Below are 2,653 nucleotides of genomic sequence, written 5' to 3' on the forward strand. Positions count from 1 at the left end.
AGAAAAAGCCTGATAGGACAAGGGTCCTATGAAATTTGTCGTGTACAGAGCTGATTACTAATACCATCAAAGATAAGGAAACCGGTAAAACAGAGAAAAAGAATCCAATGCCCGCGGCTGTGAATGAAAATGGCATGCTTCAGTTGAATGCAGGGGCAGGAATGGTCGATTTTGTAATTGATGAAAAAACTGGCAACCTTGTAGGGTCAGGTTCAGTCTACAAAAAAGCCAAATAATGCTCTAATCTAATCCATTTAGAAATAATAACATAAATGTCATGAAACGGAATTATTCATGACATTTATTTATATAGATATTTAAGCAATATGCCTTAATAATTCGGTAAAATCCTGCACAAAATAATTTGCTCTGGCTTTAATCAGCTCGATTTCATGAGCAGAATACTGATCATAAATTGCCACTACCTCTATTCCTGCATTATTCGCAGCTTCTACACCAATTAAAGAATCTTCAATAATCAGGCAATCTTTGGCTTCAATTTTAAAATGCTCAAGAACATTCAGATAAATTTCTGGATGTGGCTTGATGTTCTGGACATTTTCGCGGGTGAGGATTAAGGCAAAATCATCATCAAAGCTGATTTTAGCGTTAATATTTTGATTATTGTCCTGATAACGCTGCACATTGAATAAACTGGTGGTTGTGGTTAAGGCCAGTGGAATCTCTTGTTTTTTCAGGGCCTGGATTATAAGTTCCGCCTGAGGTTTTAATTCGACCACATGATCCAGAAAATGTCGTGAAATACTGTAACGGCGGTTTTTGACGTCTTCTTTGTTTAGTTCAAAACCGTATAGTTCTTTTAAATAACCACAATATTCCAGATAAGGATCAGGCAAATGTCGAAAGGCTGTCAACTGTAGATCCCGCTGCTGCTGGATCAATTTTAAATTGGCTTTTATACCGGAAAGTTCATGAATCAGGGCAGCATCGACCTGATTCCAAATGCCTACAGAATCAATCAACGTACCATCCAGATCAAAACAGACTAGTTTTTTGTTCTGAAACATGACACTTTTCCCTTAATTTCCACAGTCTATTCTGTGCGGCTGAGTATATAACATGCGACTTAAGTGTTTCAGCTGAAATAAAAGATAAGGGTTATCCATTTTACATGAAGTGGTATTTGACAGAGTTACAGATCGGGTAAACAGTATTTTTATTGCAAAACACATCCTGAATGATCATACAGATAGTCACAAAGTGTTATATTTGGACATTGGCACTAGATCAAATTGCGCGGATGATAGATCCGCCAAAATGATTAAAAAATTGAAGGAAATGTGTTTCTGTGTTTGAACTTGACTGTAAATTGCTCAGCATCTTTTATTATGTCTACAAATTTAAGAACGTCTCCCATGCAGCCGATTATCTGGATATGAGCCAACCGACGGTGAGTAATCTGCTCAATAAAATCCGTCAGCATTATAATGATCCTTTATTTTTGCGTATTGGCAATGAAATGCTGCCGACGGATCTGTCAAAGCAGCTATTTCCTTTGGTCAGTGAGGCGCTAAGTAAAGTCGAAACCATCAATAATTTTACTATTGATTTCGATCAGGCCACGTCCCAGCAACGCTTTACCTTGGCAATGACCGATGTATCGCATCTGGTCCTGTTGCCAAAAATTTCACAATATCTAAAACAGCACGCTTCGCATATTCGTCTGAATGTGCGTCCAATTACTTCAGAAACCAGCTATCAAATGGCCAATGGAGAAATTGATCTGGCTTTAGGTTTTTTGCCGAATCTGGAAAATGGTTTCTATCAGCAGAAATTGTTTGAACAGTATTATGTGGTGATTGCAGCCAAAGACCATCCACGGCTGGTTGGCGACAGCCTGACTATTGAAGAGTATTTGCGTGAAACGCATATTGATATTGATGCCGGGATGGGACATTACCATATTGAAAATGAACTGCTAAATCTGGAACTCAAGCGAGACATTCTGATGCGCTTGCCAAGCTATTTAGGCGTAGGACTGGTGGTGCAGGAAACCGATGCAATTGCGACTGTGCCTTATTATTTGAGTGAAGTATTACTATCGCGTGGCAATCTCAAGATTTTTAATGCGCCGATTGCATTCCCGACCTATTCTGTGAAGCAGTATTGGCATATGTCCTGTCATCATAAAACCAGTCATCAATGGTTACGCAATATATTGCATGAGATTTTAAGTAAATAAGCTTGCAGCATGAAAGATTTGATTTCATCGCTATCTCTAGATTTTAAAAATCCCGGTTCAAGCCGGGATTTTTTATTTTGGTACATCTTGATGCCAGAGATGGATCCGTAAATTTGAACAACTCCTATAAGTGATATTCTGCTCCTCAAATGATGTTATAAACATCAATATATGGAGTATTTTATGGCACGTAGACCAAGAAGAAATCATTCAAATGATTTTAAAGCTAAGGTAGCACTTGCTGCGATTAAAGCAGAAAAAACACTTGCTGAATTGAGTGCTGAATTTGATGTTCATCAAAACCAAATTATTGACTGGAAAAATCAATTGATCTCAGCTTCCTCGCAAGCTTTCGATCAATCAAAAGCTCCAACAGAACCACCCATCGATCTAAAAAAACTACATGCAAAAATCGGTGAGCAGGCATTAGAAATTGATTTTTTAGAAGGT

The 2,653-nt window shown here is 38.1% G+C and carries 3 protein-coding genes and 1 pseudogene; 3 read left to right on the forward strand and 1 reads right to left on the reverse strand.

Annotation, left to right across the window (positions count from 1 at the left end):
* Window positions 1-50: 50 nt before the first annotated feature.
* A pseudogene (locus C8322_RS14130) lies at window positions 51-236 on the forward strand (hypothetical protein); the annotation flags it as partial.
* A gap of 81 nt (window positions 237-317) precedes the next feature.
* Here the strand turns inward: C8322_RS14130 and C8322_RS14135 are convergent.
* Window positions 318-1,028: an HAD family hydrolase gene (locus C8322_RS14135; protein WP_004809418.1), complete on the reverse strand. Its 711-nt coding sequence runs from the start codon at window positions 1,026-1,028 to the stop codon at window positions 318-320.
* Window positions 1,029-1,309: 281 nt separating this feature from the next.
* Between C8322_RS14135 and C8322_RS14140 the strand changes: the two genes are divergently transcribed.
* Entirely contained in the window at window positions 1,310-2,203 is an 894-nt protein-coding gene (locus C8322_RS14140) for a LysR family transcriptional regulator (protein ID WP_004809417.1), read from the forward strand.
* Between the two features lie 171 nt (window positions 2,204-2,374).
* A partial coding sequence (locus tag C8322_RS14145) for a transposase (RefSeq protein WP_146747341.1) occupies window positions 2,375-2,653 on the forward strand: 279 nt, incomplete at its 3' end.

Origin of the sequence: Acinetobacter sp. SM1B (assembly GCF_003289665.1) — a bacterium.
Lineage (GTDB): Bacteria > Pseudomonadota > Gammaproteobacteria > Pseudomonadales > Moraxellaceae > Acinetobacter > Acinetobacter schindleri.